At 56.8% G+C, this 6,564-nt stretch carries 5 protein-coding genes; 4 read left to right on the forward strand and 1 reads right to left on the reverse strand.

Going from position 1 to position 6,564, the window contains the following annotated elements:
* Window positions 1-200: 200 nt before the first annotated feature.
* Window positions 201-1,754 (forward strand): hypothetical protein, encoded by a 1,554-nt coding sequence (locus tag RE6C_RS09920; protein ID WP_008656179.1) that lies wholly within the window; start codon window positions 201-203, stop codon window positions 1,752-1,754.
* A 27-nt stretch (window positions 1,755-1,781) separates the two neighbouring features.
* Here RE6C_RS09920 and deoC read toward each other — a convergent pair whose 3' ends face one another.
* Window positions 1,782-2,507, reverse strand: coding sequence for a deoxyribose-phosphate aldolase (gene deoC / locus RE6C_RS09925; protein WP_008656180.1), 726 nt, complete (start codon window positions 2,505-2,507; stop codon window positions 1,782-1,784).
* A gap of 259 nt (window positions 2,508-2,766) precedes the next feature.
* Here deoC and RE6C_RS09930 point away from each other — a divergent pair, with 259 nt between their 5' ends.
* The 3 genes from RE6C_RS09930 (at window position 2,767) to RE6C_RS09940 (ending at window position 6,352) form a co-directional block, all read left to right on the forward strand.
* Entirely contained in the window at window positions 2,767-3,738 is a 972-nt protein-coding gene (locus RE6C_RS09930; protein WP_008656183.1) for an alpha/beta hydrolase, read from the forward strand.
* 230 nt (window positions 3,739-3,968) lie between these two features.
* Complete coding sequence (locus tag RE6C_RS09935; RefSeq protein ID WP_008656186.1) at window positions 3,969-5,375, forward strand: ArsB/NhaD family transporter; 1,407 nt, start codon at window positions 3,969-3,971, stop codon at window positions 5,373-5,375.
* Window positions 5,376-5,404: 29 nt separating this feature from the next.
* Window positions 5,405-6,352, forward strand: coding sequence for a universal stress protein (locus RE6C_RS09940; protein WP_008656188.1), 948 nt, complete (start codon window positions 5,405-5,407; stop codon window positions 6,350-6,352).
* Window positions 6,353-6,564: the final 212 nt, after the last annotated feature.

A 6,564-nucleotide genomic window follows, 5' to 3' on the forward strand; every position in this document is an offset into this window, starting at 1 on the left:
TCAATGCTCTGGTTGATACGCGTTCTCGCCGGGAGGGCTCTCTGCGAGATTCGCCGGTGGCGGTAGTCTCGAGCAGTCTGAAAAGACATTTGGATGAATTGTTGCTGATCGGGTAATGTGAGTCGTTGTTGGCCTTCTCCTCGCATTAAAGTTCAGTCACCGTCGTCCAATGTCCACCATCACCTCATCGGAGCCTATCGTTGAAGTACGAGCGTTTCACTGACGGCGGTCGTGCGAAAGAGGAGGTGCGTGCCTCGGGAGGACGACTTCGACGCAGGCGTTGGGTGAAGCGGTTGATGGCGATGCTGGTGGCTTGCTTGCCGGTCGTGCTGTTGGAGTTGGGGCTGCGCGGAATGGATGATTCCGCCGACCTGGCAATCGACTACGATCCCTATGTGGGACTCAATCAACTGCGGCCCTTGTTTGTTCTGAATGAGGATTCAGATCGGTGGGAGATTCCACCGGAACGATACAACTTCTTTCGGCCCGAATCATTCCCGGCGAAGAAAGCACCTGGGACTCGACGGGTATTCGTTTTGGGCGGGTCGACGGTTCAAGGCAGGCCGTATGCGACGGAAACTGCTTTCTCGACTTGGTTGCGTTTCCAGCTGGAATCAGCCGACAGTGATTTCGAATACGAGGTTATCAATTGCGGTGGAACATCCTACGCCAGCTACCGGGTCGCAAAGATCCTGGAAGAGGTTTTGGCGTACGAGCCCGATGCAATTGTTCTGTACACCGGGCATAACGAATTTTTAGAGGATCGCACCTATGCGCACGTTCGCGACATGGGCGTGGTGAGCCGCTGGGCCACCGCCGTTGGCTCCAAGCTGCATACGGTCCGCTGGGTGCAATCGTTTTTTGTTGCCTCCAAAAGACGAACGGAGTTGACCGCGAAGGTCGACACAATCTTGGACCGCCCCGGTGGATTGGAAAGCTATCAGCGTGACCCAATTTGGCAACGCGGCGTGGAAGGGCATTTTGCCACCTCGTTGGAAAAGATTGCCAAGCGAACGCGGAAGAATGATTTGCCTTTGCTCATGTGCGTTCCCGTATCTGATTTGGTCAATACGCCACCCTTCAAGATACAAACGCGATCGGATTGGACCGAGGACGAAGAAAATCGTTTTCGTTCGGCTTGGTCAATCGCCAGCGATTCGGATCAGAGCCCATCTCGCCGCATCGATGCTCTTCGCGATTGCTTGGAAATGGATCCAGCCCACGCGGGAGCAAACTATGCCTTGGGACGGCTTCACTATGACCGGGGTGACAGCGAACAAGCACGGCAGTATTTGATCGCGGCTCGTGATCATGATGTTTGCCCACTGCGAGCAACGAGTGCGATCGTTCAATCGACCAAGGCGATCGCCGAGCGATATCGGGTTCCGTTGATTGATACGCCAACGTTGCTGGACGAACGAGATTTTCGTGGTGCTTTGATCGCTGATCAAATTCCCGATCCGAGTCGGTTCGTCGATCACGTGCACCCCAGCATCGTCGGGCACCAAAGGATCGGTGCCGCGTTGGCACAGCAGTTTGAGAAGCTCGGTTGGGTGGAGCTGACCGAGCAAAGTGCGGTGCGATACGAGAACGCCGTCAAAGAACACCTGAGCAAGCTTGACCAGGACTACTATGTTCGTGGCAAACAGCGTTTGGAAGGGTTGCGGCGGTGGACGATGGGACGCGCAGGGCAGCTTGCAACAGAGATGGCGGACGATCCATCCAACTTGCAAGAAGACCAGCAACAACCCTGATCCATCAAATGGCTTGTGCGATCACAATCAGTACCCGGAGCTGCCGGTGGCGGTGACTTCGATCGCGGGAAGGCCAAGTTGTTTGCGGGCTTCGCCGAGCATCTCGGCGGTTCGGCTTGCACCGCAACGGGTTGCTCCGATGGCTCGGACTTCGAGCAACGTTGCGAGATCTCGGACGCCACCCGCCGCTTTGACTTGGACGTTTTCGCCAGAGTGTTGTCGCATCAGACGCAGGTCGTCCATCGTCGCGCCTCCGGTTCCGTAGCCGGTTGATGTCTTGACCCAGTCCACCTTGAGCTCGGTGCAGATCTCGCAAAGACGAATCTTGTGTTCGTCTTGCAGGTAGCAATTTTCGAAGATCACTTTGATCTTTTGTCCCGCCGCATGGGTCAGTTCCGTCACGACGCCAATTTCGTTTTGGACGTAGTCCCATCCGCCGCTCAGGACTTGCGAGATGTTGACGACGAAGTCGAGCTCTTCGCAGCCGTCTTGAATGGCTTGTTCGGCTTCGGCTTTTTTGATCGCGGTGGTGTGACCGCCGTGAGGGAATCCGATCGTCGTTGACGCTTTCACTCCGGTGCCCGAAAGCTTCGCAGCACAGCGTTTCAAGTAGTAAGGCAAAATGCAAACGCTGGCGACTTCGTAGGCGATCGCCAAATCGATTCCGGAATCCAAGTCCGCTTCGGTCAGCGTGGGTGGAAGCAGCGAGTGATCAACCATCTTGGAGACGTCGTGATATTGATAATCAGCCATGGTGAGCAAGTTTCCGTGAAGCGATTGCGATGCGGCGGGAGGTCGGATGTCGCGAAAAGGCGAAGCCGAAACCCCAAGAGCTTACCGCCCCGTCGCGGTGTCCACAATCAAAGCCCGGTATGCGAAAAAAACTCGGGACGCGAAAGATGATTGGCGGAAACGTTGCCGCTTCACTCGAGGCGTTGCGGGAAGCCTGGGGTGCAAACGAAGTGGCGATTGATACGATAACCTCGTTCAACCGACATCCAGGGACCAATCGATGACTCTGCATCCTCAAGCACAAACGTTCGTTGCTTTGCTGAGGGAACTTCAGCCACCGCGGTGGGAAGACCTCGGCGTTGCCAAGGCGCGCCGTGGATTTTCAGCGTTGGTCGATAGTTTTGGTGCGGGGCCCACGATGGCATCGGTCGAGGATCGGATCGTGGAGGAGCAAAATTGCGACGGGGAAGTCTTGCGAGTCCCGGTGCGGATCTATCGTCCGGATGGTGTCTCAGAACTTGCTCCGGTCGTCATGTTCTTTCATGGCGGTGGCTGGGTTTTGGGAGACGTTGAATCACACGACACAACTTGCCGTCGTCTCGCGGAGGCTTCGCAGGCGGCGGTGGTGTCGGTGGAATATCGGCGATCGCCCGAGTTACCATTCCCCGGTCCCGTCCACGACTGTTTGGTCGCGACCAAAGCGGTTGCGAAGCATGGTTTTTCTTGGGGCCTGGATGCGAGTCGTCTGGCGGTCATGGGTGACAGTGCCGGCGGCAACTTGGCCGCGGCCGTGACGCTGTCGGCCAAGGATGATCCCGATGTCGAGGTGAAGTACGTGGTGTTGGTCTATCCGGTGGTAACGCCGGCCTTTGACTCCGGATCGTATCGCGAATTTGAAACTGGGTTTGGGCTGACCAAACGAACGATGCAGTGGTTCTGGGGAAACTACTTGGGTCACGGTGGAGAAGGCTTGTTGGGTGTCGATGGAGTGAACGATGCCGAACCGCTGGCCGATTTGATGAAAGCCGACTTCAGCGGTTTCCCTCCGACTCACGTCTTGGTCGCCGGCTACGATGTTTTGCGAGACGAAGGGTTGGCTCTGGCGGACAAGATCGAAGCATGCGGTGGGCACGTGACGCGAGAAAACGCGTCGGACATGCTGCACGGTTTCGTTCACTTCGCGGGCCAGTTCGAAACCGGAGTCACTGCGATGCAGTCGCTCGGCAAGCGAATCGCGAATCAGCTTGGCTGATCGCTGACGCCCCGTGATCCCCCGGCGATTTGCCGAAAACCCGCTTGGGATCTTGGCATTTTTTTCGCTTGCGACGAAAGCTTTCCCGTTGATCGAAATCGTCGGTTGGCAAACCGACTGTTGTCTGCCGCCGGTTGGTGGCGAGTCGGGTGCGCGGTAGGCTGCCGCGAATTCATCGCTTGTGCCAGAACGGCCTCTGCAGTGATGTTCGTTTCATTTGGAGAAATGCAATGATGTTGGCTGCATCGCTAACCGAGATGCCCACCGCGTCCGCGCCAGCTTGGGTGATGGTGTTGTTCGCCGTCGTGATGATGGCGACCTACGTTGGGGTCGCGGTCGAACGATTTCACAAGACGGTGGCGGCACTTTGCGGTGCAGCGGTCTTGGTGATCCTGAGCGTCGCGTTGGACTTGTTCGAATATCCAACCGTCTACAACTTTCTGAAAGAAGATCTCAACATCTTCGGAGTCATCATCGGCACCGGGGTATTGGTGGATGTCGTCGGGAAGAGTGGACTGTTTCACTTCATCAGCATGTGGATCGTGCGGTTGACGGGTGGGCAAGCCAACCGGCTGTTCATGACGCTGTGTGTGGTCACGTTCTTGTTCGTCAGCGTGTTGACGATCGTTCCCGCGATGTTGATCCTCAGTTCGTTGGTGCTGGTGATTTGCCGCTCGCTGGGATACAAGCCGATGCCGTTGTTGCTGTCGGTGGCGGTGTGTGCCAACAGTGGTGCGATCGCGACGTTCGCCAGCGGATTGCCCAACATCATGATCGGGACCGCGGCCGGTATTCCTTACGTCGATTTCTTGCGAGTCTCGCTGCCCTACGCCGTGGTCAGTTTGGTGGTCGCGATCGCGGGTTTGCGTTGGTTCTTTCGAAATGATTTGCCGTGGAAGCAATCCGACGAAGACAAAGCCGCGTTGAAACAGCAAATCGAGGGTTTCGATCCTTGGGCGTTGGTCGAGAACAAAAGCGTCTTGTTGCGAAGCTCCTTGATTCTGCTTTGCACCGTGATCGGTTTTGCGTTGGCACAACCACTCGGGGTTGGCATGGATTTTGTCGCGATGGTGGGAGCCACCGCGGCGTTGCTGTTTGCCGGCAAGGGAGTGGAGGATGCGATTGGAAAGGTGAACTGGACCGTGATTTTGTTTTTCATGGGACTGTTCATCATCATCGGCTGCGTGAAGCACACCGGGGCGTTGAAATGGGTGGCTCAGCAGGTCGTCTTGGTTTCCGACAATCGAATTGAATTGTTGGTGCCATTGATGGGCGGTTTCTCGGCCGTGGCCAGCTCGATCGTCGACAACATCCCGGTCGCCGCGACGTTGATTCCAATTGTCCAAGATGTGTCGGGCGGTGACACGGGAGTGCCCGCCGAGCCGCTGTGGTGGACGTTGGTGATATGCTGCAACTTAGGTGGCAACGGAACGCCGATCGGATCGATTTCGTGCGTGATCGCGATTTATGCGCTGAAACGCGAAGCCGGCATTCATGTAGGTTGGGGCACTTTTTTGAAGCTCGGCGGTGGCATCATGGTGGTGCAGGTCATCGGCGCGATTGTCTATGTCATGTGGATGCACCATCAGGGATACATTCCCGATATCACCGCGACGCCAGTGTTGCCTGCCCACTGAGTTTTCTTTTCTAACGAGCGACTGAAGTAATGGATCAATCACCCGATTTAGATCGTGACGTCGACGATTCGATGCGCATGTTCGAGCGAGCGAAGGTGGGATCGGCAACTCCGATGACGCCCATCCGGCCGTCGCGCGTGATGTTGGTTTTGGATGGTTCGCCGCAAGACGCGACGTCCATTGAAACGGCAAAAACGCTTCGCGAAGAATTCAACACCGAGACGTTGGTGTTGGACGCCCGAGACGCTGCTCAACCGACCGATGCGGCGACCGAAGATGCGATTCAGGCGGCTCGGCAAATGAGCGGTGCTCGTGCGATCGCTCGTGGAGAAGGCGAAGCGTTCGAAGTCATTCTGCAGGCGTTGCGAACGCACGACGTGAACATGGTCCTTGTGCCCTGCCCATTTGGACGCTCCTTCGAGCGAGTCGGAACGGACAGCGTTGGGACCGTGATGGATGTTCTGCTGTCTCGGTGCCCGGTTCCGATTTTGGTGACCCGCCGAGAAGACCAGGTGTTTCAGACTTGCCGTGGGCGAGTCCTGTTGATGGCGGGAAGCGAGTGTGACGTCGAGAGCCGAGCGGCGGCGTGGGCGTTTGGATTGGCGTCGCCGGGAGCCGAGGTCTCGTTGAACTTGATCGTCGAGAAAGAGCACTTCGAAAACGTGCGAAGCATTCTAGAGGCGATCCGTCCGGATGAAGCGTTTAATGTTGACAAGCTGAGCGATGCTCTGGCGCGATCGCACACGCAATTGCACGCCGCGATGAATGCGACCGCTCGAGAAATGAAGATGAGCTACGCATTGATCCCGCAAGCAGGCGAGCTCGCACCGCCGCATCCACTTTCCGATTCGACTCAGCAATTGCTGGTGATGCCATTGGAAGTCGATGACCGATTCATCCAAGGCTTTGTGAACGATCGTCTTCGTCGCAGCCCGCATCCACTGTTGATCGTGCCCGGACACGTTCTGTCAGAATAGGTTTTCGCTTCGCGAATCCTCGCGTGCTATCCGGAACGCCGCGAACGGAAAGAGCCCTTCTAGTCCGCACTCCAATCAGCCGATTGGCGTTAGCCACGGTTCCCACACGCTCCTCGAAGGAGCCTGAGCCGTTTCCGGTAACACGTTTGGTTGCCTTTCTGCACAAGACCTCCCCGAATCGAAGTTTCGGGGGAGGTCGAGCGACGCCGTTC

The organism is Rhodopirellula europaea 6C (assembly GCF_000338295.1).
Lineage (GTDB): Bacteria > Planctomycetota > Planctomycetia > Pirellulales > Pirellulaceae > Rhodopirellula > Rhodopirellula europaea.

Excerpts from the sequence above, each read along its gene's own strand:
- deoC (WP_008656180.1), bottom strand. The coding sequence starts at position 2,507 with ATGGCTGATTATCAATATCACGACGTCTCCAAGATGGTTGATCACTCG.
- RE6C_RS09930 (WP_008656183.1), top strand. The coding sequence starts at position 2,767 with ATGACTCTGCATCCTCAAGCACAAACGTTCGTTGCTTTGCTGAGGGAA.
- RE6C_RS09935 (WP_008656186.1), top strand. The coding sequence starts at position 3,969 with ATGATGTTGGCTGCATCGCTAACCGAGATGCCCACCGCGTCCGCGCCA.
- RE6C_RS09940 (WP_008656188.1), top strand. The coding sequence starts at position 5,405 with ATGGATCAATCACCCGATTTAGATCGTGACGTCGACGATTCGATGCGC.